Source organism: Pseudoalteromonas sp. AOP7-A1-14 (genome assembly GCF_052376275.1).
Taxonomy (GTDB): domain Bacteria; phylum Pseudomonadota; class Gammaproteobacteria; order Enterobacterales; family Alteromonadaceae; genus Pseudoalteromonas.
Window position 1 is genome coordinate 1 of record NZ_JBQSVO010000039.1, and the last position, 21635, is coordinate 21635.

At 40.7% G+C, this 21635-nt stretch carries 21 protein-coding genes; 18 read left to right on the top strand and 3 right to left on the bottom strand.

Annotated features, from left to right (window positions below):
• Window positions 1–42 precede the first annotated feature (42 nt).
• Window positions 43–3231 carry a ribonuclease E gene (rne, locus tag ACT3RM_RS08040; RefSeq protein ID WP_441994818.1) on the bottom strand — a complete coding sequence of 1063 codons (3189 nt, stop codon included), beginning with the start codon at window positions 3229–3231 and terminating at the stop codon, window positions 43–45.
• 622 nt (window positions 3232–3853) lie between these two features.
• On the opposite strand from rne, the gene rluC reads away from it, so the two are divergent.
• Window positions 3854–4813, top strand: a complete 960-nt coding sequence (gene rluC, locus ACT3RM_RS08045) for a 23S rRNA pseudouridine(955/2504/2580) synthase RluC (protein ID WP_441994816.1) — start codon at window positions 3854–3856, stop codon at window positions 4811–4813.
• Window positions 4810–5457 carry an HAD-IA family hydrolase gene (locus tag ACT3RM_RS08050; protein ID WP_441994815.1) on the top strand — a complete coding sequence of 216 codons (648 nt, stop codon included), beginning with the start codon at window positions 4810–4812 and terminating at the stop codon, window positions 5455–5457. Before rluC ends, ACT3RM_RS08050 begins: the two co-directional genes overlap by 4 nt.
• 1 nt (window position 5458) lies before the next feature.
• On the opposite strand, the gene ACT3RM_RS08055 is transcribed toward ACT3RM_RS08050, so the two are convergent.
• Complete coding sequence (locus ACT3RM_RS08055; protein WP_441994813.1) at window positions 5459–6055, bottom strand: Maf family protein; 597 nt, start codon at window positions 6053–6055, stop codon at window positions 5459–5461.
• Between the two features lie 131 nt (window positions 6056–6186).
• Between ACT3RM_RS08055 and yceD the strand changes: the two genes are divergently transcribed.
• From yceD to ACT3RM_RS08125, 14 genes are all read left to right on the top strand, one after another.
• Window positions 6187–6711, top strand: a complete 525-nt coding sequence (gene yceD / locus ACT3RM_RS08060) for a 23S rRNA accumulation protein YceD (protein WP_441994812.1) — start codon at window positions 6187–6189, stop codon at window positions 6709–6711.
• A 9-nt stretch (window positions 6712–6720) separates the two neighbouring features.
• Complete coding sequence (rpmF, locus tag ACT3RM_RS08065) at window positions 6721–6891, top strand: 50S ribosomal protein L32 (RefSeq protein WP_404339880.1); 171 nt, start codon at window positions 6721–6723, stop codon at window positions 6889–6891.
• Window positions 6892–6903: 12 nt separating this feature from the next.
• Complete coding sequence (plsX, locus tag ACT3RM_RS08070) at window positions 6904–7938, top strand: phosphate acyltransferase PlsX (protein ID WP_441994811.1); 1035 nt, start codon at window positions 6904–6906, stop codon at window positions 7936–7938.
• A 64-nt stretch (window positions 7939–8002) separates the two neighbouring features.
• The gene (fabD, locus tag ACT3RM_RS08075; RefSeq protein ID WP_441994809.1) at window positions 8003–8929 is read left to right on the top strand and encodes an ACP S-malonyltransferase; all 927 of its coding nucleotides are present in this window, start codon (window positions 8003–8005) and stop codon (window positions 8927–8929) included.
• Window positions 8930–8942: 13 nt separating this feature from the next.
• Entirely contained in the window at window positions 8943–9689 is a 747-nt protein-coding gene (gene fabG / locus ACT3RM_RS08080) for a 3-oxoacyl-ACP reductase FabG (protein WP_441994808.1), read from the top strand.
• Between the two features lie 239 nt (window positions 9690–9928).
• The gene (gene acpP / locus ACT3RM_RS08085) at window positions 9929–10165 is read left to right on the top strand and encodes an acyl carrier protein (protein ID WP_054203561.1); all 237 of its coding nucleotides are present in this window, start codon (window positions 9929–9931) and stop codon (window positions 10163–10165) included.
• Window positions 10166–10277: 112 nt separating this feature from the next.
• Complete coding sequence (fabF, locus tag ACT3RM_RS08090) at window positions 10278–11516, top strand: beta-ketoacyl-ACP synthase II (protein WP_441994807.1); 1239 nt, start codon at window positions 10278–10280, stop codon at window positions 11514–11516.
• Window positions 11517–11576: 60 nt separating this feature from the next.
• Window positions 11577–12401, top strand: coding sequence for an aminodeoxychorismate lyase (gene pabC / locus ACT3RM_RS08095; protein ID WP_441994806.1), 825 nt, complete (start codon window positions 11577–11579; stop codon window positions 12399–12401).
• A complete protein-coding gene (gene mltG / locus ACT3RM_RS08100; RefSeq protein WP_441994805.1) occupies window positions 12395–13390 on the top strand; it encodes an endolytic transglycosylase MltG in 996 nt (331 codons plus the stop codon). Before pabC ends, mltG begins: the two co-directional genes overlap by 7 nt.
• Before the next feature lie 32 nt (window positions 13391–13422).
• A complete protein-coding gene (gene tmk, locus ACT3RM_RS08105; protein ID WP_441994803.1) occupies window positions 13423–14049 on the top strand; it encodes a dTMP kinase in 627 nt (208 codons plus the stop codon).
• 1 nt (window position 14050) lies between these two features.
• On the top strand, window positions 14051–14950 hold the full coding sequence (holB, locus tag ACT3RM_RS08110; RefSeq protein ID WP_441994802.1) for a DNA polymerase III subunit delta': 900 nt from the start codon (window positions 14051–14053) through the stop codon (window positions 14948–14950).
• Between the two features lie 9 nt (window positions 14951–14959).
• Entirely contained in the window at window positions 14960–15286 is a 327-nt protein-coding gene (locus ACT3RM_RS08115; RefSeq protein WP_441994800.1) for a PilZ domain-containing protein, read from the top strand.
• An 8-nt stretch (window positions 15287–15294) separates the two neighbouring features.
• Complete coding sequence (locus tag ACT3RM_RS08120; protein ID WP_441994799.1) at window positions 15295–16062, top strand: TatD family hydrolase; 768 nt, start codon at window positions 15295–15297, stop codon at window positions 16060–16062.
• A gap of 47 nt (window positions 16063–16109) precedes the next feature.
• Window positions 16110–17969, top strand: a complete 1860-nt coding sequence (locus ACT3RM_RS08125; protein ID WP_441994797.1) for a metallophosphatase — start codon at window positions 16110–16112, stop codon at window positions 17967–17969.
• 239 nt (window positions 17970–18208) lie between these two features.
• On the opposite strand, the gene rsmF is transcribed toward ACT3RM_RS08125, so the two are convergent.
• Entirely contained in the window at window positions 18209–19648 is a 1440-nt protein-coding gene (gene rsmF / locus ACT3RM_RS08130; protein WP_441994795.1) for a 16S rRNA (cytosine(1407)-C(5))-methyltransferase RsmF, read from the bottom strand.
• A 254-nt stretch (window positions 19649–19902) separates the two neighbouring features.
• On the opposite strand from rsmF, the gene ACT3RM_RS08135 reads away from it, so the two are divergent.
• Window positions 19903–20589, top strand: coding sequence for a GntR family transcriptional regulator (locus ACT3RM_RS08135; protein ID WP_441994794.1), 687 nt, complete (start codon window positions 19903–19905; stop codon window positions 20587–20589).
• A 164-nt stretch (window positions 20590–20753) separates the two neighbouring features.
• Window positions 20754–21626, top strand: coding sequence for a methylisocitrate lyase (gene prpB, locus ACT3RM_RS08140; protein ID WP_441994792.1), 873 nt, complete (start codon window positions 20754–20756; stop codon window positions 21624–21626).
• Window positions 21627–21635: the final 9 nt, after the last annotated feature.

Below are 21635 nucleotides of genomic sequence, written 5' to 3' on the forward strand. Positions count from 1 at the left end.
ATTAACGCGGCTTTTTATTTGCTTTAAGCTAAACTTGGAGTGTTATTCAGCACTCAAGGTTTTTGTCGTTGCAGCATTTGCACGACCTGCAGGTTTAATAGAGCCTGCACGTAAACCACTATCTGGTATTAGTTCACGTTTGTCATGTGCCATGGCTGTAGGAGTAGGCTGAGAAGCACTATCTGCTACTGGTGTCGGCTGTGCCATTGGCGCACTCGCTGCACCTTGGGCAATTGCTGTTTTAACATGTTTTTCTGATAGGTCTGCGCTAATGGCTTCCTCAGTTTTCACAGGTTCTTCAGCTTTCACAGGTTCGTCAGTTTGCACTGGTTCTTCAGCATTCACTGGATCTTCAGTTTTCACTGGTTCTTCAGCATTAACTGGTTCTTCAGTTTGTACTGGTTCTTCAGTTTTTACTGGTTCTTCAGCTTTTACTGATTCTTCAGCATTAACTGGTTCTTCAGCATTAACTGGTTCTTCAGCTTTCACTGGTTCTTCAGTTTTAACTGGTTCGTCAGTTTTAACTGGTTCTTCAGTTTTAACTGGTTCTTCAGCTTTCACTGGTTCGTCAGTTTTTACTGGCTCTTCAGTTTTTACTGGCTCTTCAGCTTTAACTGGTTCTTCAGCTTTTACTGGCTCTTCAGCTTTTACTGGTTCTTCAGCTTTTACTGGTTCTTCAGTTTTAACTGGTTGCTGTGTAGTCGCTTCTTGTTCAGCAGATTGTTTGGCTTTTAACTCAGCTTCATATTCCGCAGCGGCCTGATCAGCAACTGGAATAAATGCAGGAGGCTCTGTTGAAAGTACCTCGTCAGTTTCACCTTCAGGACGACGACGACGTTGTCCTGCTGCACGTAAATGGCGAGGTGAGCGGCGTGAACGTGTGCGAGCTGGTGCTTCATCAGAGTTTGTTTCTACTGAGTCAGTACTTGGCTCTACTGTTTGAGTATCGGTTACTGAATCGCTAGTTACTGTTGGCGTATTTTCACTTTCAACTTTGCTGGCAATCTTGTTTTCAACGTTCGTTTCAACTGTATTTTCGACAGTGTTTTCTACTACCGGTTTAGTTTCAGTTACTTGTTCAACAGGTTGCTCAGTAGTAGCTGTATTCGCTGTTTCTGCAGATTCATCTTGAATACGTACTTTTTTACGAATATTACGACGCTGACGACGAACTTTAGGCTTTTGTTCCTTAGGCTCAACGGCGGCTTCTTTAGCTGGCGCTTCTGATTTTACTTCAGCTTTATCATCGCTACGGTTTTCATTACGTTTGCGTTGATTAGGGTTACGACGACGTTTATTACGGCCTTCGTTTTTGTCACGCGATTGTTCGGTATTAGTTGATGCGTTAGCTGTATTATCTTGCTCTTTAACTTCTTCGTCTTTAACTCGTTCATTACGCGGTTTATTGCGTGTGTTGTTACGACGACGCGGGTTGTTATTGCGACGGCGGTTATCGTTGTTACGATGATTATTGTTTCTAGTGCCTTTATTATCGGTCGATGGTTGCTTTTTCTCTTCGGTGTCATCGCTAAATAAAGATTTTATCCAGTTCCCAAGCTTTGCAAATAAGCTAACTTCTGCACCAGCTTGGGCTGCTTTTTCTACTGGTTTAGGTGCACTTTGTGGTGCCGGGGTCGAAGGCATTACCACACCTTTTAATACCGGTTCTTCACGTACTGGAGTTGCTGACTTTTTAGAGCGCTCTACGACTTCTTGCACAGGTGCAATTACTTGTTCATAGCTTGCTGTTTCTATGGTTTCGTCTTTACGTAAACGCATTACTTCGTAATGAGGGGTTTCCATATGTTTATTAGGAACGATCACCACATCACAGCTATGACGTTTTTCTATACGATTTACGCTACGGCGTTGCTCGTTTAATAAGTACGCGGCAACTTCTACAGGTACTTGTGCATTTACTTGGGAGGTGTTGTCTTTAATCGCTTCTTCTTCGATTAAACGTAGGATTGATAACGCAATTGATTCGTTTGAACGAATAGTTCCTTGACCACTACAGCGCGGACATGGACCTTGGCTTGCTTCACCAAGTGAAGGGCGCAAGCGTTGACGCGACATTTCAAGTAAACCAAAGCGTGAAATCTTGCCAATTTGTACGCGAGCTCTGTCTGGACGAGCGGCGTCTTTTAAGCGGTTTTCAACTTCACGTTGATGGCGCGGTGGCGTCATATCGATAAAGTCGATAACAATTAAACCACCTAAGTCACGTAAACGTAATTGGCGGGCAATTTCGTCTGCAGCTTCTAAGTTGGTATTAAGTGCTGTTTCCTCGATATCGCCGCCTTTAGTGGCTTTTGATGAGTTGATATCAATAGACGTTAGTGCTTCTGTTGGATCAATGACTATTGAACCACCTGAAGGTAAGCGTACTTCTCGTTGGAAGGCTGACTCAATTTGGCTTTCAATTTGGTAATGGGTAAACAGTGGCACTTCACCTTGGTAAAGTTTTACACGGCTCATAAAGTCAGGGCGAAAACGCTCAATATGCGCTTTTGCTTCTTCAAACACTCGTGGTTTATCAATTAAAATTTCACCAATATCACGACGTAAATAATCGCGAATAGCGCGGAAAATTACATTACTTTCTTGATGAATTAAAAACGGGGCTTTACCGCCATCAGATGCTTGTTGAATAGCCTCCCAATGAACTAATAAGGCTTTAAGGTCGTAATCAAGTTCTTCAAAAGTTTTGCCTACGCCTGCAGTACGCACAATTAAGCCCATACCTTTTGGTAATTCTAGGCGACTTAATGCTTCTTTAAGATCTGTACGCTCATCACCTTCAATACGACGCGAAATACCGCCAGCACGAGGATTGTTTGGCATCAATACTAAATAGCTGCCAGCTACGCTGATAAAAGTAGTAAGGGCGGCGCCTTTTTGGCCACGCTCTTCTTTATCAACTTGTACGATAACTTCTTGACCTTCTTTGATCACGTCACGAATGTTCGGACGACCATGGAAGGTATAGCCTTGTGGGAAGTAAGTACGAGCAATTTCTTTTAAAGGAAGGAATCCGTGACGTTCAGCGCCGTAATCAACAAAGGCGGCTTCAAGTGACGGTTCGATACGAGTGATTTTGCCTTTATAAATATTGGCTTTTTTTTGTTCGTGACCTGGGCTCTCGATATCTAAATCATATAGGCGCTGGCCATCAACCAGTGCTACGCGCATTTCTTCTTGCTGCGTTGCATTGATTAGCATACGTTTCATATTATTACTCTACTAGTTTTATGTCTCTGACATGACGATACTTATCGCCTGTTCAGTTGCTCCCATCGCTTCTTTTTGTACAGTCTCACGACTGGGTCTGTGGGGGGAGCTTGGCTGTGTTTTGCACATTGTTATGTTTATGCTGCTGGCGACAATAACGCTTTATTACGTTATTAAATTCTTATTTGAGACAAAACATAAGGGTGTTTTTACTAACACGCTAAATGCAGTTTTATCCAGAAGTCAGCCATTTAAAAAATTAACTATTTGTGTGTTACACGGGCAAATTCTGAACGACGTATTTGACGTCGTCACTATCAGACAAAATTATCTGTTCATTGCTTTTTTTATCAACATCAATTGCTATTCATGCTCAAACATAAGCGGCGATATATTACGCGCATCACCGTTAATTGAACGCACGTGTTAACTGGGTACATATAAAAGCTTTGGAAAACTTAACTCGGATCTGTATGATCGGCAACCCAGAATGTGCATCACGAATGTTTTAAATGTGTTAAAAAGCACCGTTGTTACTGCAAATTATATTTACAGTAATGATTATCCCATTATTACATCCGTGTTAGCAACTAAATTATTTACTTAAATCAGTGATTAGGCAATGTCAGAAAAAACCGGCTTACAAGTATCTTTCGTCACGATCACCGAGGACCACCTCGGTCAGCGTATTGATAACTTTCTTATTACCCATTTAAAAGGGGTGCCAAAAAGCGCGATTTATAAAATTTTGCGTAAAGGGGAGGTGCGCGTAAACAAAAAACGCATTAAGCCTGTTTATAGGCTAAAAATTGACGATGTCGTGCGTATTCCTCCCATAAAAGTAGCCGAACGTGAAGAGTTTGTGCCGACAAAACTCGATAAAATAGCTAAACTAGAAGACGCGATTTTGTTTGAAGATAAGTATTTAATTGTCATCAATAAGCCATCGGGTATGGCTGTTCATGGTGGTAGTGGGCTAAGTTATGGCTTAATTGAAGCACTGCGTGCACTTCGTCCAGATGAACGTAGTTTAGAGTTAGTTCATCGTTTAGACCGTGATACTTCGGGTTGCTTATTAATTGCCAAGCGTCGTTCTGTGCTTACTAGTTTGCATGAACAATTACGTGAAAAAACCATGGAAAAAAATTATTGGGCATTGGTCGACGGTCAGTGGGACTCTAAAACTAAAAACGTGACCGAAGGTTTGCGTAAAAATACGCTGCAATCAGGCGAGCGTATAGTTAGAGTTGACAACACTGAAGGTAAACCATCACATACACGGTTTAAAGTACTTGAACGCTTTGATGAATGTTCATTAGTACAAGCATCGCCAGTAACAGGGCGTACTCACCAAATTCGTGTTCATACTCAATGTGTAGGCCACCCAATAGCGTGTGATGATAAATATGGCGACCAAGGTTTTGATGCAGGAATGCGTAAAATAGGCTTAAACCGTTTATTTTTACATGCTCACGATTTGCGCTTTTATCACCCTAAAAATGAAACAACCATGCGCGTTGAAGCGCCTCTTGATAAAACCTTAAAAAATTGCATTAAAACATTACGTGCAGCTAAGTCATGAATAAATATAAATTAGTGATTTTTGATTGGGATGGCACGGTAATGGATTCGGTGCCAAAAATAGTTAATTGTATGCAGCAAAGCGCGCTTACACTTAATTTAGCCGTACCTAGTGATGATGCATTTAAGAATATCATTGGTATGTCACTTGAAAAAGCAGTTGCAGTGCTGTTCCCTGATGATGACGCACCGTGTGCAGATATTGTGCTTGAGTACCAGCGTCAATATAAAGAAGTGGATACCACAGTCGCACCACTTTTCGTCGGTGTAGAACGCACATTAATTGCGTTACAACAGCAAGGCGTGTTACTAGCCGTTGCCACGGGTAAAAGCCGCGCAGGGCTTGAGCGCTTATTAGACGAAACCAAGCTGCGAGGCTATTTTGTTGCAACGCGGACCAGCAATGAAGCGCTGTCAAAACCGTCACCAGATATGCTGCTACAACTACTTGAAGAGTTAAATATAGCGCCCAGCGATGCAGTTATGATTGGTGATACGCAAATTGATATGATGATGGCACAAGCTGCAAATATTAACCGTGTGGGTGTGACAATGGGCGCACACAACGCGACTCAACTTAATGAATTTAAACCTATTGCAACAGTCGATTCATTTGTACAGTTACAGCCGCTGTTAATAGAGTAGATTAAGCTTGTTGCGCTGCCAGTACATTGACATTAAACTCTTTAAGTAATTGACTGAGTTTAATGAGTGGCAAGCCAATTAAGCTATTTGGATCGTCACCGCTTAATTTTTCAAATAAACAAATACCTAGGCCTTCGCTTTTAAAGCTGCCAGCGCAATTATAAGGCTGTTCTGCGTCGCAATAGGCGCTGATATCTGCATTGCTTAATTTTTTAAAGGTTACATTAAACGGCTCTATAATTGTTTTTGTACGGTTACTGGCAATATCGAAAACGCAAAGGCCGGTTAAAAACGTCACCGTTTGCGCGCTAAACAAGCTCAATTGCTTGATTGCGTTTTCTTTAGTGTGTGGTTTGCCCAAAATTTGTTGGTCAAATACTGCAACTTGGTCAGAGCCAATAACTAAGCCTTGGTTAAAGTGATTTATGGCTTCTCGGGCTTTTAGCTCGCTTAAGCGGGCAACTAATGAAGCCGGTAGTTCGTCTGCTAAAGGTGATTCATCAACATTGGGTGAAAAAGTATCAAAGGGTAAATTAAATTTTTTTAATAAAGACTGACGAAAGGGTGAACTTGAGGCTAAAATAAGCGAGTGCTTCATGGATTGTTTTCCTAGTATGAATCAGATTGAGTTAGGATAAATCAGATCCGAGTTTAAAACACGTTAAAAACCAGCTAAAATTGGTTTTTTATTTTGACTAACCCAGTAACTATCTATATGATGCAGCCCCTATGCAAAAGGTGAAAATTCCCGTCACTCTTCATCCTGGCAAAGCTGCGCAACACCGTTTAAAGTACGATGGTATTGTGCCGCTTGCAAAACTTACCCGTTTACGGGGAGTTGTTCAGGAAGAAGTAGGTGAAGTAACGGTAAAAATTCATTGCAAAAACGATGAGCAAGGTTTAGCTGTGATTAGAGGCAATTTGTCCACACACGTAACTGTTACTTGTCAACGTTGTAATGGTGATTTAGGGTTGGATTTGGATCAGGACTTTGTTTATTCCCCTGTTGGTGAGGATACAGAGTTAGATATTTTTCCAGAAGACTACGATGAAGTAGCACTTGATGAAAATGGTGAAATTAACGTATTTGATTTAATCGAAGACGAATTAATTTTAGCCGTTCCATTAGTGGCTACCCACAACGAAGCTTCATGCAGTTATTCAGCAAAGCCTGCCAGCTTTGGTGTTTTAAAGGCGGAAGATGATAAACCAAATCCATTTGATATTTTGAAACAACTTAAGAAAGATTCTTAGGAGAAGACTATGGCTGTACAAAAAAGCAAAAAGTCTCGTGCAAGACGCGGCATGCGCCGTTCACACGATGCGATTAGTGGTCCAAGTTTAACTGTAGACCAAACATCTGGTGAGACTCATCGTCGTCACCATGTGACTGCAGATGGTTACTACAAAGGCGTTCAAGTAATTTCTAACTAAGAGATTGCTTATATGCTGACCAATCTAACCATTGCGTTAGATATGATGGGGGGCGATTATGGCCCCCGTTCATCTATCCCCGCAGCCGTTAACGCGGTAAATGCTAATGCCAACTTAAGACTTATCTTATGTGGTAACGAGCAAGTAATAACTAATGAACTCGAATCCCTCGATTCTTTATCTCATCCAAGATTAATTATTCGTCACTGCAGTGATGTTGTCACTAATGGCTGTGAGCCTGCTTTAGTGGTCCGTTCTAAAAAAGATTCATCAATGCGTGTAGCTCTTGATTTAGTTAAATCAGGTGAAGCACAGGCGTGCGTGAGTGCCGGAAATACTGGTGCCTTATTGTTTATGGCGCATTACGTATTAAAAATGCTGCCAGGGGTAAAACGCCCTGCATTAATTTCAGCTGTCCCCACCGAGCGAAAAAATCCTGTTTACCTTCTTGATTTAGGCGCTAATGTGCATTGTGATGCGCAAACGCTCTACCAGTTTGGTATTATGGGCTCCGTTGTCGCGGGGCAAGCATTAGACTGTGATAACCCGAAAGTAAGCTTATTAAACATTGGCTCCGAAGACATTAAAGGCCATGAAGATATAAAACAGGCTGCCCAGTTGATGCAGCAATGTGATTATATTAATTATACTGGTTATAGCGAAGGCAGTGATATTTTTACTGGTAAGTCAGATGTTATTGTCTGCGAAGGCTTTGTTGGAAATGTGGCATTAAAGACCTGTGAAGGTATTGCTAAACTTATTATGTTTAAGCTAAGCAAAGCGCTGAGTAAGCATTGTTTCTATAAGTGTTTAGCCTTTATGTTGCGCCCGGTAATAAAAAAACTCTATAAACGGGTGAACCCCGACCAGTATAATGGTGCTTCTCTGGTAGGATTGCGCGGTATTGTGGTAAAAAGTCATGGAAATGCATCAGCAAAAGCTTTTCATGCTGCTATCGATGAAGCTGCCAAAGAAGTTGAACGCCAACTTCCTGAAAAAATAGCGGCTATTTTCGAGCAAACACACTCAACAAAAAATGACGACTGATCAAATACGCAATTCAGTCGATCATTTAGATATTCATTTATTTGTTTAATAAAAAGAGCAAAATATGACACAAAAAATTGCACTTGTATTTCCTGGCCAAGGCTCACAGTCAGTGGGTATGTTAAGTGAGCTGTTAAGTGAGTCAGAGATTGTTAAAGCGACCTTTGCAGAAGCATCAGAAGCATTAGGTTATGATTTGGCTGCCCTAGTAGTGAATGGCCCAGAACAAGAGCTAAATAAAACTCATCGCACGCAACCTGCATTATTAACCGCATCGGTTGCTATTTATCGTCAGTGGTTAGCTGCCAATCCAGATACTGCTGTTACCATGGCAGGACATAGTTTAGGTGAGTATTCTGCACTTGTATGTGCAGATGTATTAAGCTTAAGCGAAGCAGTGAAGTTAGTTGAAAACCGTGGTTTATATATGCAAGAAGCCGTGCCAGCTGGCGTAGGTTCAATGGCTGCTATAATTGGCTTAGGCGATGATGAGATTAAAACAGCTTGTAGCGCATCAGCGCAAGGTGAAGTGGTATCGCCGGTAAATTATAACTCGCCAGGGCAAGTTGTTATTGCTGGACATAAAGCGGCGGTAGATAGAGCATCAGAGGCATGTAAAGAAGCCGGAGCTAAACGCGCATTACCACTTTCAGTGAGTGTGCCATCACATTGTGAACTTATGAAGCCTGCGGCAGAGAAGTTAGCCGCTGATTTAGCTGCTTTAACATTTAATACACCTAAGTGTGATGTAATTAATAATGTTGATGTAAGCGCAGAAAGCGCTGCCGATGCAATTAAACAAGCGTTAGTACGTCAACTTTATAGCCCAGTACGCTGGACTGAAACAGTGCAAACACTTGTAGCGCAAGGTATCACTCAAAGCTATGAGTTTGGCCCAGGGAAAGTATTAACGGGTCTTGCAAAACGGATTGATAAAGCAATGGTATGTGGCTCGGTAAATAGTCAAGCTGCCATTGATGAAGCAAAATAAGAGTAGGAATAAGATGGCAAATTTATTTTCATTGGAGGGCAAAGTTGTCCTTATAACTGGTGCGAGTCGTGGTATTGGTAAGGCGATAGCAACCACACTAATAGCGCAAGGCGCAAAAGTTGCTGGTACTGCTACTAGCGAGTCTGGGGCTGCTAAAATCAGCGAATACCTAGGTGACAATGGTAAAGGATATGCGCTTAACGTAACAGATTCTGCATCGATTGAGGCAACACTTGCTGCAATAAAAGCCGATTTAGGTGATATTGATGTACTTGTTAATAATGCCGGTATTACCCGTGATAACTTATTAATGCGTATGAAAGACGGTGAGTGGGATGATATTATAGATACTAACTTAAGTTCGGTTTTTCGCTTGTCAAAGGCTGTATTACGCCCGATGATGAAGAAAAAGAATGGTCGTATCATCAATATTGGTTCAGTAGTGGGCACTATGGGTAATGCCGGCCAAGCAAATTATGCAGCTGCTAAAGCGGGGGTTATTGGTTTTTCTAAATCATTAGCTCGTGAAGTTGCATCGCGTGGCATTACTGTTAACGTGGTGGCGCCAGGTTTTATTCAGACTGACATGACAAACGAGCTTACAGATGAGCAAAAAGCAGCTACGCTAACTAATGTTCCTGCTGGTCGTTTAGGTCAGCCTGACGAAATTGCCGCTGCCGTTTGTTACTTAGCATCTGATGCTGCTTCTTATGTATCAGGCGAAACACTGCATGTAAATGGTGCAATGTATATGGTTTAAGGAACTTCGTTCCTATTTGTTTAAAGTAAGTATGTAGAAAAATGTTGAATTTTTTGTGATCTTGCTTTAAACCTACTTAAATTCGTTGTGAAAATAAGCGATAAAAGAGACAAATAACTCTCAAGAGGTTTGACCAGATAAATAATTATCATCAAATCCTTGAATCACAGAATTATGCGCCGTAAACTACGCCGCAATCTGAAAATAACGCATTGGCGTTTTTATTAAAGGAAAGAAGAATGAGCGACATCCAAGAACGCGTAAAGAAAATCATCATTGAGCAACTAGGTGTTAAAGAAGAAGAAGTTAAGCACGAAGCTTCTTTCGTTGATGACTTAGGCGCCGATTCACTTGATACTGTTGAATTAGTAATGGCTCTTGAAGAAGAGTTTGACACTGAGATCCCAGATGAAGAAGCTGAGAAGATCACTACAGTTCAATCTGCAATCGATTACGTTACGGCTCACGCTGAGTAATTAATCGCAAATTAAGGGCAGCATCCGCTGCCCTTAGTCTATCTAGAGTATGATACCTATAAAATGGTATACACCCACCTAAAAATAATAATTTCCTTATTGGAGGCAACCCGTGGCTAAACGTCGAGTCGTCGTAACAGGCTTAGGAATGTTGACACCGCTAGGTAACGATGTTGAATCAACCTGGCAAGGTTTGTTGAATGGTAAAAGCGGTATTCAAACTATCACGCATTTCGATACTTCAAGTTTCGGCACCAAATTCGCAGGTTTGCTGAATGATTTTGATGCATCAGCTTACATGCCACCGAAAGATGCTAAAAAGATGGATTTATTTATCCAATATGGCATAGCGGCGGGTGTGCAAGCATTACAAGATTCTGGCCTAAATATCACAGAAGAAAATGCATCACGTGTTGGTGTAGCTGTAGGTTCAGGTATTGGTGGTTTAACTTTAATTGAAGAAAACCACATCAAATTATTAAACAGTGGCCCACGTAAGCTTTCTCCTTTTTACGTGCCGTCGACCATTATCAATATGATCTCAGGTCATTTATCGATTATGCACGGTCTACGTGGTCCTAATATCTCTATTGTAACTGCTTGTACTACTGGCTTACACAATATTGGCCATGCGGCGCGCATGATCGCTTACGGCGATGCTGATGCTATGGTAGCCGGTGGCGCTGAAAAAGCCTCAACACCCATTGGTATGGGTGGTTTTAATGCCGCACGTGCTATGTCAACGCGTAACGATAATCCACAAGCGGCTTCTCGTCCATGGGATAAAGACCGTGACGGTTTTGTACTGTCTGATGGCGCGGGTGTTATTGTGCTTGAAGAGTATGAACATGCTAAAGCCCGCGGTGCTAAAATTTATTCTGAGTTAGTGGGTTTTGGTATGAGTGGCGACGCTTACCATATGACTTCACCACCAGAAGATGGCGCCGGTGCAGGGCTTGCAATGGAAAATGCCTTAAATGATGCGCAAATAAATGCCGAACAAGTGGGTTATATTAACGCACATGGCACATCGACTCATGCAGGTGATAAAGCAGAGACTTCAGCCGTTAAATCTATTTTTGGCGATGCAGCTAAAGATGTAATGGTAAGCTCGTCTAAATCAATGATGGGCCATTTACTTGGTGCTGCAGGCTCGGTTGAATCAATTATTACGATTTTATCGCTGCAAGAGCAAAAAGTATCACCGACAATTAACCTTGATAATCCAGATGAAGGGTGTGATTTGGACTATGTGCCACACACTGCACGCGATGCAAAATTAGACTATGCACTGTGTAACTCATTCGGTTTTGGTGGTACTAATGGCTCATTGCTATTTAAAAAGGTATAATCTTTTTTAACAACAAGACAGAATAAAAACCCAGTTGTTACTGGGTTTTTTTATATGTGAATGATGACAATACAAAAAACACCACAAAAAATAATAACAATCACCGCGCAAACCACCATTAGTACGGGGGATCGCGGCTTTAATTATGGCGATGGTTTTTTTACAACGGCTAAAGTGCTCAATGGTGAGGTTGAACATTGGCCATTACATCAACAGCGCTTATGTGAATGTAGCGAACGTTTATTATTTGGTGAGCTAGATTTTACTGAGCTTAAGAGCGCGATAGCGGCTCTTATTGCTGAGCAAGTCATTGGTGTATTAAAAATAATTGTCACCCGCGGTGAAGGTGGGCGAGGTTATGGTTTACCAGAGCAGCCAAAGCTGAAAATTTTATTGTCGTTACTGCCTTTCCCTGCCGGTTATCCTGAACTTCCAAAGCGAGGCATTACATTGGGGGTCAGCCCTATAAAATTAGCCTCTCAGCCGTTATTTGCCGGTTTGAAAACATTAAACCGTCTAGAGCAAGTGATGATAAAGCAGGCGATGCAACAGCAACCTTACGATGATGTCGTGGTGTGTGATTATAACGGTTATGTGATTGAAACTTCTGCGGCGAATATTTTTGCGATTAAAGGCGGCCGTATAGTCAGTCCACAGTTACAAAATTGTGGTATTAAAGGGGTTTATCTACAATCACTGTGTGCTAAATTACCGATTGAATTTATTGATATTACCCTCGAACAATTACAGCGAATGGATGCCGTATTTATGTGTAATAGTTTAATGGGGGTTGTGCCTGTGACTGCTATTGGCGATATTCAGTTCCAGTTAGCGCCCAGCTCATTATTGTTACAAGAATTGTTTGCCAAGGAGTCTACGTGTTAAGAATTATTATATCGATTATATTATTGGCAGTGCTCAGCACCGCAATCGGCTATCACCAATTGCAAACAACTATTAAAAGACCATTAAAGATTGCACAAACACAGGTATTTAAAGTTAAAAAAGGCACTGGGTTTAATCAGTTATGCCAACAGTGGCGAGCTAAAAATTGGCTTGAAGGGTGTCTGCGTTACCAAATACTTGCAAAGCTTGATCCTACGCTTACTGACTTAAAAGCAGGCTTATATGAGCTTGATAATGGCACTGTGCTTGATAATATTCGCCGTATTAACCAAGGCCAGCAAATAAATTTTAGTTTTACTATTATCGAAGGACAAACACTGCGTGATGTATTAGCAAATATAAAAGGCGAAGAACGTTTAGAAAAAGACCTTGATACTGATAATTTAGCAAAGCAAATTACAAACTCTGAACAACATTTAGAAGGTTGGCTATTTCCCGATACCTACCACTATCATGCAAATGATAAAGCAAGTGCAGTGCTTAAGCGCGCTTATCATAAAATGCAGCGTGTGTTAAATGAGGCATGGCTGCAAAGAGCACCCGTATTGCCATACGAAAGTGCTTATGAAGCATTAACAATGGCCTCAATCATAGAAAAAGAAACCGGCCTTGCCAGTGAGCGTCCTGTAATCGCTTCTGTATTTTCGAATCGTTTAAATGCCAATATGCGTTTGCAAACCGATCCAACGGTGATTTATGGCCTTGGTACAGCGTATGATGGCGATATAAAGCGCAAAGATTTAACCAGTTATACACCTTATAATACTTATAGAATAAACGGTTTACCACCAACGCCGATTGCTATGCCGTCAAAAGCAGCTATATTAGCTGCGGTTAATCCGCCTGAGTCTGATTATGTTTACTTTGTTGCAAAAGGAGATGGTAGTCATACCTTCTCTAAAACATTAAAAGAGCATAACCGAGCAGTACGAGATTATTTACGTTATCAAAAGCAACTGAACAAATAATTTAAGCTTATTTTGCTTATAAAAGAGATACCATGACCGGAAAATTTATTGTCATAGAAGGCCTGGAAGGGGCAGGGAAATCAACGGCGATTGCTATTTGCCAAGAATTTTTAGAGCAATGCAGCATTGACTTTACGAATGTCAGAGAGCCTGGTGGTACGCCACTCGCAGAAGCCTTACGAGGTCTTATAAAGGCCAGCCATGATGAAGCTATTGCCCCTGAAACTGAATTATTAATTATGTATGCCGCGCGTTCACAACTGGTCAATAATGTTATAACCCCAGCGCTAACAAAAGGCCAGTGGGTGCTTTGTGACCGCCATGATCTTTCTTCACAAGCCTACCAAGGTGGTGGCCGTGAAATAACGCAAACAACTTTAAGTGCATTGGCTGATATTGTTTTAAAAGGCTTAAAACCTGATTTGACAATTTATTTAGATATTGACCCTGCAATCGGACTTGCCCGTGCAAAAGGCCGTGGAGAGCTTGATAGAATTGAAAAAGAACATTTGAGCTTTTTTGAGCGTACCCGCGCGCGCTATTTAGCACTTGCAAATAACGATGATAGTATAAAGTTGGTTAATGCTGAACAAGCCATTGAAAATGTCCATCAAGATATACTCGCCGTGCTTGAAAACTTTATGCAAAGTAACACTTAGTATGGTTTATCCGTGGCTTGAACAAACAAAGCAACAATTAGTCAAAAGCTTTAATGCTGGGCGCTTTCATCATGGCCAATTATTTTATGGTTTACCAGGCGTTGGTAAGCAAGCTATGGTCGAACAACTTGCAAATAGTTTGCTGTGTCTGCAATCGACTAACTTATCTCCTTGCGGGCAGTGTAAAGGTTGTCATTTAAATCAAGCCGCCACGCATCCTGACAAGCGGGTTATTAGCGTTGAAGGGCAAAGCATAGGCGTTGATGATATACGCAGTGTCAGTGATTTTATGAACCAGTCAGCGGCGCAAAATGGTGCTAAAGTTGTAGTGATCAATGATTGCCATAAAATGACGACAGCCGCTGCCAACGCGTTATTAAAAACCTTAGAAGAGCCAAGCAAACAGCGTTTTTTATTATTAACGACCAGTCAACTTAATCAACTCCCCGCGACTATTTTAAGCCGCTGTGCAAAAATGGATATCGTGGTTAAATCGCCGCAATTGGCAGCACAATGGCTAGGGTCTGTGATTGATAACAAGCAGTATCAATGGCTTGACCTATTCTACGCACAACCGTTACTTGTGAGTCATTGGCAGGACAATGATTTGCTCGAAACCGTCGATAGCCTTTATAAATTTGCTACTGGCCTAAAAGACAGCCATAATTTCAGCAGTTTAGCAAATATACTTAGCAAGCAGCCTGCACTTATTTCGGTATTTATTTTATTTTTAAATGCTCATCTTAAGGCTCAGTTATTAAATGGTTTGAGTTTTGATGCTTATCAAAATATTCAACTTGCTGTGACCGAGTTTTTACAAAATAGCACCGAAGTACTAGGCTTAAATTTATCCCTCGCTATTTCTCGTTTAGCGTATAGTTTGCAAAAAAATATTAATTAGGAGCGCACAGTGCAAGAATTATTAGTTGATATAGACAACTTGGATGAATTGTATCGCAGCTATATGCCTTATTTAAAAACCGGTGGTTTATTTGTTCGTACCAATATGCGTTATGAAATGGGGCACTCTCTAGCATTAAAAGTCACATTACCTGATGCCCTTGAAGATGACGTAGTAACCGGTAAAGTTACTTGGATAACCCCGCAAGGCGCACCAAGCTCTAATCCTCCGGGGATTGGCATTAGCTTTATAGATGATAAAACGAATCTCAATACGAAGATCGAAAAACTACTGGGTACTATGTTAAACTCGGGTAATCCAACGTATACCATGTAAGTAGTACCATGATTGTAGATTCTCATTGCCATTTAGACCGTCTCGACTTTGATAAGCTCGACTTAAACCTCGACCAAGTACTTGATAATGCAAGAGCTAAGCAAGTTGAGCATTTTTTATGTGTAAGCGTAACGCTTGATCAATTTCCTAGTATGCTAGACAAAATTAAAGATTATAGTGATGTGTCAGCTTCTTGTGGTGTGCATCCACTTGATCAAAAAGACGCTCTTGATAAACAACGCTTAATTGATTTAGCTAGCAATGACAAAGTGGTTGCCATTGGCGAAACCGGCCTTGATTATTATTACGCAAAAGACACCCATGCGGTGCAGCAAGCCAGCTTTGTGGGTCATATAGAAGTCGCTAACGAATTACAAAAACCGCTGATCATACACACTCGTGATGCCCGTGAAGATACTATAAATTTAATGCGCGAACATAACGCAGAAAAGTGCGGCGGTGTATTACATTGCTTTACCGAAGACTGGGCGATGGCTAAAAAAGCGATAGATTTAGGTTTTTATATTTCTATTTCAGGCATTGTGACCTTTAAAAATGCTGTTGAGTTAAAAGAAGTCGTTAAACAAATACCACTTGACCGACTACTAATTGAGACTGACTCACCGTATTTAGCACCAGTACCTTATCGTGGTAAAATTAACCAGCCCGCATATGTACAAGATGTTGCTTATTACATTAGTGAGCTAAAAGGTATTAGTTATAAAGAGCTTGCTTTAGCGACAACGAATAACTTTTATTCGCTATTTAACTTATAAACACTCCCTCAGGAAACAGTAACTCAGTAAATAAAGGTTAGGGCTTAATGTCGAAAAGTGCAGCGCAACTTCCGCTACTATTAATGGGGCCAATGGTGCGCCGTGCTGACTCTGCTGTCGTTTGTATACAATTTGCTACAACTAAAGCTGGCAATTATCGTATAGAGCTCTCTGGTCTTGCTACCAACAACGAGCTTCAAAGTATTCGTTTAGGCAAACAAGTGTTTTTACACTTTATTACTTTGAAGCCCATTGAGCCGACCTTACCGACAGATGTTTTACTTGGTTATCAGCTGTTTAATGACGATCAAACCATAGACCTAACTGCCTTTAGTTATCCGGGAAAGTCCACGCCAGCATTTGTTATACCACGAGTTCTTGAGCAAGTTTTTCACGGCTCGTGTAGAAATCCTCACCATCCTGCAAAAGATAGCTTAGTTGCAGCAGAGCATTGGCAAAATGAACAACGCACGAAGGGTAATGTTGGCGCAGATATATTATTGCTATCAGGTGATCAAGTATACGCCGACGATGTGGCAGGGGCGATGCTTATTGCTATTAAGCGGTTAATAAAAAAGCTCGGCATTTATAAAGAGCTGCCGCTTGATATTGAGCTACCTGAGGATATTAATGAGCAGCTTTATCGGCGACATTTATACCTGCCAAAATTACCGTGGCAACAGCGTCGTAAAACTGGGGTCGGGTATTGGTTAAAAAAAGATGAGCCACACTTTTCAAGCTTAAAAGCGGCCAACCATTTAATATTTTTTGAAGAGTTTATTGCTTTATATTTACTTAATCTCAGTTCATTAGCTTGGCAACTAATTGACTTTGACAGTATCAATTATCAAGCAAGAACAGCTAAGTGTCAGCAGATATTCGATAACGAGAAAAAGGCATTACTTATTTTTGGCCAAGGTCTTAGCGATGTGCAGCGTTTATTTGCAAATGTTTCAACATTAATGATGTTTGACGATCACGATGTCACTGATGATTGGAACTTAACAGCAGGTTGGGAGCAAGCAATTTACCAGCACCCAGTTAGCCGTAGAGTAGTTAATAATGGCTTGATAAGTTATTGGTTAATGCAAGGCTTTGGTAATGATGCGGGAAACAAAACCAGTAGCTTAATTAATGATTTTAAAGCAAGTTTTACTGAGGGTAACAGCTGGCAGTTTAAAGCCTTTGATAAAGCCATACTTGATTTTAACCACTGGCATTATGAACTTAATACTATCCCCAAAGTAGTCGTACTTGATACACGGACTCACCGCTGGAGAAATGAAAGTAATTTTAACGAACCCTCAGGGTTACTTGATTGGGAGCGGCTCACCGAGCTTGAAGAAAGTTTATTGGCTCATGAACAGGTGATTATAGTGTCTCCTGCGCCGGTATTTGGGGTTAAATCAATCGAGGCAATTCAAGCGATTTTTAATATGTGTGGACAACCGCTGCTAGTTGATGTTGAAAATTGGATGGCGCATGAAGGATCAGCAAAAAAGTTACTGAATACTTTTCGCCGTAATGACACGCCAAAAGAAACGTTAATTTTATCTGGAGATGTACACTACTCATTTTGTTTTTCAGTACAAAAACGTTTTGGTGATCACTCAAATCGTATCTGGCAATTGACCGCCAGCGGCATTAAAAATGAATTCCCTCGGAAGTTAATTAATATACTCGATAAAATTGATTCGATTTTGTATGCGCCTAAAAGCCCACTTAATTTGTTTACCAAACGCTGGCATATGGAAGTAGATAAACATCAAACCAAAGGAGATGGGCAAAAATATTTAGTAAGTGACTCAGCTATTAGTTTAATAACACTAGAGCAGAGGAATTTAGCCCGCTATCAGTTAATACACGGCGATGGCCGTTTAACTGAGTTTGATTTAGAAGAAAAATAATCCTAAATCAATTTTTGAATAAGTAATTAATTACACTAAAACCTGCATTTAAACTTTCCACTTCAAATAACTATTAGTGCAATAAAATAGTGCAATAAAAGATGCAGAGTTCCCATGTGGCTACACGTAAAATTAACGCTACAATAATAATTATTAACGAAATGCGTAATATTATTTTGTGCTTAAAAGTATTTCACCCCATGGGCGAAGCGTTTATTTTAATGTTTTTTTCAATCATTTTAACTACTTATTATTAACCGCTTGTTTTGTACTAAATCCCTTGGTAGAGAGTTTTTGATCTTATTTTTTTGCCATTTACCTAACCCTACTGGGCAGCCACATAAAGTTAGAATGACCTCTCCTGTCGCTTTAATTTCTTTGTCTAAGCGAATGTCTTTTCCTTGATAATAATCGTTGGCCTGCTCCTGTGTTAAGGCAAATACATTGTTATCGCATTGGCTACCAAACACCGTGGCAAATTCATGATTTAATCGTACGCCGTTTTTATGAATGGTGCCGACTTGAATGCCGAGTCGGGCGTATTTTATTTTATCTTGTATGGCTGCGAAGTCTTTAGGGAATAACCATAACTCTTTATCGCGCTGCATAAGTGTGCCGCTAAGTGGCTTGATGGAAAATTGCTTTTTTAATTCATTGTTAAACGCTTGCGCTTGCTTTTTATCAAAAGGCTGAAACGGAAAAGCACCTTTTTTTATCTTTTGTTTAGGATTGTCGATACTGCTTAGTTTTTTGAACTTTGCAATAAAAAAACCTTCGCTGTCGAATGTTTGCGGCCATACGTGTAAATAACCTTCTTTAGTAGTGGCTTTTTCAGCGCCAGGAAAAAGTGTATTTAATGGTTCTACTTGTAATGCGTTTGCAAACTCACTTTGCAAATATTCACATACTTGCTGGTTTTCAAGCGGAGTTAGTGTACAGGTTGAGTACACCAGCGTGCCACCTGGTTTAAGAGCATAAAATGCACTTTTTATTAAGTCTTTTTGTACTTTTGCGATGTCGGTATTTGACTCAATTGACCAGTTTTTTAAAGCGTTACTGTCTTTACGAACAGTTCCTTCGCCAGAGCAGGGAGCGTCTAATAATATGCTGTCGAAGCATTCAAACATGTAATCGCCAAAAATCACTCCATCAAAATGCGATAGTGCGCAATTACCCACGCCCATTCGTTTGAGGGTGGCACTGAGCACTTTTAAACGTGACGAAGAAAGCTCATTAGCTACTAATACACCTTGGTTATTCATAAGTGCAGCTAATTGTGAGGTTTTAGAGCCTGGCGCAGAGGCCATATCTAATACATGTGAGGCTTCGGTTAGCGATTTTTTAAGTGCCATCGGTGGCAACATTGAACTGGCTTCTTGTACATACATGGCGCCGCTTAAATGCAGAGCGGTATTGCCAAGAGTTAAGGCATTTTCTTCTATTTCGGGGCGCTCTAGCCAAAAACCTTCGTTACACCAAGGAATAGGAGTGAGCTGCCAGCCTTTATCTGCAGCTGCTTGCTTAAAGTTGCCTACAGACATTTTTAAGGTATTAACACGAATAGATTTACGCAGGGGCTTTTTACAAGCCTGTAAAAAATCCTCAAGAGATAAATGTGCAGGTAAATAGGTGATCACATCATCAATAAATTGTTGGGGGATATAAGTGTTAGCGTCCAAGAAAAAGCTCGTAGGTGGTAAATAAAAACTTATTTTAGCATTTTTATAAGTGGTGAGTCGTGTGGTTATTAATATTTTAATTGCGGTAATTCATGTTGACACGTGCATATGTTCATAACGTTTACAGATGTTTCTTTAAATTTTTGTCGACAATAATGCTCGTTAAAGTGTTTTTACGCGGTATAAGGTTGACAGTTTATTACCAAGCGCGCATTATACTTTCATAAATTGTCGACAATATGTAAGTATACCTAATGATGCAAGATGCCTATAGCGAAACCTCAATTACCACCGCCTCTGATCAAGTCTTTGTTGATCTGCGTGGTGAAATAGTTGAAGGCAGTATTAAGCAAGGCAGCAAAATTTCAGAGGCGGAGCTTGCAAAACGTTATGGAGTAAGCCGTGCCACTCTTAGGGAGGCGCTCAATCGTTTAGAAAGCTGCAACCTAGTTGAGCGAAAAGCAAATGTCGGTTGTCGAGTGGTTTCGCTAACGGCTGAACGTTTAATTGAAGTTTATCAAGTTCGTAGTGCGTTAGAAGGGCTTGCCTGTCGCTTAGCTGCCGACAATATGGCGCCTGAAGAAGTAAAAGGCTTAAAGCAATTGCTTAATCAGCATTTACAAACTCAACGAGTGAAAGAGGGCGAGTCGTATTATCAAGAAGCTGGCGATTTGGATTTTCACTATCGAATTATTAAAGGTAGCAAAAATGCGCACTTGATTCACTTGCTTTGCAATGAGTTGTATCAACTAATAAGAATGTACCGCGTACAAATGGGGATGGTAGGCCCGCGCGTTTCAAAAGCATTTGATGAACATTTAGCAATAATTAATGCCATTGAAAATCATGATGGTGAACTCGCGGAAATGCTAATGAAACGCCATATTAGCGCCTCACAAGCTAATATTCAGACCAAATTTGAGAGATACCAATCAATGTAGGTATTGCATGATTTAACGTATTAAATAGACCTTATATCTATACCGGTTGGTATTAGCATTACAAAAGAAGGCTGCGTAGTAATTTAAGGTAGTTAAAGTGTCATAAATAAAGTTAAAAATAAAATTTACTCCAAGCATTAACCGTTCAAAGAGAGGAGAAAGTAATGTCAGCAGGTTTAAAGTTTAGACAAGCGGTAGCCAACAATCACCCATTACAAGTGGTGGGAACTATCAACGCTTACACCTCGATGATGGCTGAAAAAATGGGCCATCAAGCTATTTATTTATCAGGTGCGGGTGTAGCTAATGCCTCTTATGGTATGCCCGATTTAGGTATGACCAGCCTTGATAATGTACTTGAGGATATTCGTCGTATTACGGGTGCCAGCGATTTACCCTTATTAGTTGATGCTGACACCGGCTGGGGCGGCGCATTTAACATTGCTCGCACAGTAAAAGAAATGACAAAAGCCGGTGCGGCGGGTTTTCATATTGAAGACCAAGTAGCACAAAAGCGCTGTGGGCATCGTCCAAATAAAGAGATAGTTTCGCAAGACGAAATGGTTGACCGTATTAAAGCAGCCGTTGATGCAAAAACTGACAGCGACTTTTATATTATGGCGCGTACTGACGCATTTCAAAAAGAAGGCTTAAATGCGGCGATTGACCGTGCAGCAGCGTGTGCTGAAGCCGGTGCTGATGCGATTTTTGCTGAGGCTGTACACGACCTTGCTGATTATCAAGCATTCTCAAAAGCGATTGATGTGCCTATTTTAGCTAATATTACTGAGTTTGGGCAAACACCTATTTATACCAAAGAGCAATTAAGTGATGTGGGTGTTGAAATGGTGCTTTACCCATTAAGTGCTTTTAGAGCGATGAATAAAGCCGCGCTGAATGTTTACTCTGCAATTTTAAATGAAGGGTCACAGCAAAGCCAAATAGAGAACATGCAAACCCGCGCTGAGCTATATGAGTTCTTAGACTACCATACCTATGAAAACACCCTTGATAATCTATTTACAGCAAAAAAATAATAAAAAATT

Coding starts and splice junctions, on each gene's coding strand:
- rpmF (WP_404339880.1), top strand. CDS start 6,721: ATGGCTGTACAAAAAAGCAAAAAGTCTCGTGCAAGACGCGGCATGCGC.
- holB (WP_441994802.1), top strand. CDS start 14,051: ATGGTTTATCCGTGGCTTGAACAAACAAAGCAACAATTAGTCAAAAGC.
- rne (WP_441994818.1), bottom strand. CDS start 3,231: ATGAAACGTATGCTAATCAATGCAACGCAGCAAGAAGAAATGCGCGTA.
- ACT3RM_RS08135 (WP_441994794.1), top strand. CDS start 19,903: ATGATGCAAGATGCCTATAGCGAAACCTCAATTACCACCGCCTCTGAT.
- rluC (WP_441994816.1), top strand. CDS start 3,854: ATGTCAGAAAAAACCGGCTTACAAGTATCTTTCGTCACGATCACCGAG.
- pabC (WP_441994806.1), top strand. CDS start 11,577: ATGATGACAATACAAAAAACACCACAAAAAATAATAACAATCACCGCG.
- fabG (WP_441994808.1), top strand. CDS start 8,943: ATGGCAAATTTATTTTCATTGGAGGGCAAAGTTGTCCTTATAACTGGT.
- tmk (WP_441994803.1), top strand. CDS start 13,423: ATGACCGGAAAATTTATTGTCATAGAAGGCCTGGAAGGGGCAGGGAAA.
- ACT3RM_RS08050 (WP_441994815.1), top strand. CDS start 4,810: ATGAATAAATATAAATTAGTGATTTTTGATTGGGATGGCACGGTAATG.
- ACT3RM_RS08120 (WP_441994799.1), top strand. CDS start 15,295: ATGATTGTAGATTCTCATTGCCATTTAGACCGTCTCGACTTTGATAAG.
- ACT3RM_RS08055 (WP_441994813.1), bottom strand. CDS start 6,055: ATGAAGCACTCGCTTATTTTAGCCTCAAGTTCACCCTTTCGTCAGTCT.
- acpP (WP_054203561.1), top strand. CDS start 9,929: ATGAGCGACATCCAAGAACGCGTAAAGAAAATCATCATTGAGCAACTA.
- yceD (WP_441994812.1), top strand. CDS start 6,187: ATGCAAAAGGTGAAAATTCCCGTCACTCTTCATCCTGGCAAAGCTGCG.
- prpB (WP_441994792.1), top strand. CDS start 20,754: ATGTCAGCAGGTTTAAAGTTTAGACAAGCGGTAGCCAACAATCACCCA.
- ACT3RM_RS08125 (WP_441994797.1), top strand. CDS start 16,110: ATGTCGAAAAGTGCAGCGCAACTTCCGCTACTATTAATGGGGCCAATG.
- fabD (WP_441994809.1), top strand. CDS start 8,003: ATGACACAAAAAATTGCACTTGTATTTCCTGGCCAAGGCTCACAGTCA.
- plsX (WP_441994811.1), top strand. CDS start 6,904: ATGCTGACCAATCTAACCATTGCGTTAGATATGATGGGGGGCGATTAT.